The organism is Mesorhizobium sp. M8A.F.Ca.ET.021.01.1.1 (assembly GCF_003998025.1).
In the GTDB taxonomy this organism is placed as follows: domain Bacteria; phylum Pseudomonadota; class Alphaproteobacteria; order Rhizobiales; family Rhizobiaceae; genus Mesorhizobium.
Genome location: NZ_RZSJ01001117.1, coordinates 1 through 437 on the forward strand (window position 1 = coordinate 1; position 437 = coordinate 437).

General features: G+C 60.9%; 1 protein-coding gene. It reads left to right on the forward strand.

The window, feature by feature from the left end; all coding sequences use genetic code 11:
• Positions 1-261: hypothetical protein (locus EOA36_RS37905; protein ID WP_210212455.1), on the forward strand; the 261-nt coding region annotated here is incomplete at its 5' end.
• Positions 262-437: the final 176 nt, after the last annotated feature.

Genomic DNA, 437 nt, shown 5'->3' on the forward strand with positions numbered 1-437 from the left:
GCTCATGATGTCTGTGCTTTTCTTTTCGAGGTCTGGTTCTCTGTTTCAGTGGCGAAGGTTGGTCGGGCAGGCGAGGTGGCACATTCTGGCGGCTTCCTCCCAGGAGCGGGGGGACCGGGCCGCTTCGGCGACGAGGATGGCGAAGAACATCCCAAACAGGCTCATCAGCAGGCAGACGATGGTGAAGCGGCGAGCAAGCATTGGGTCCGTGTCTCCTTCAACACGCAGGAGAATGCCCTGACGCCTCTGAACCGGCTCTGAGGCCGGCGTTCATCTGCGGTTCAAATTGATTGACGGGACATTGGCTGGGTCGCCGCCGGCCCGAACGGCCATCGAGGGTCACGGTCAGCGCGTCGATAAAACGAAAACGGGGCCCGCCGGGCCCCGTTTTGAGATCGCAAGGAGATGGACGATCAGAGCTTGTGCCAAGTCTGGCT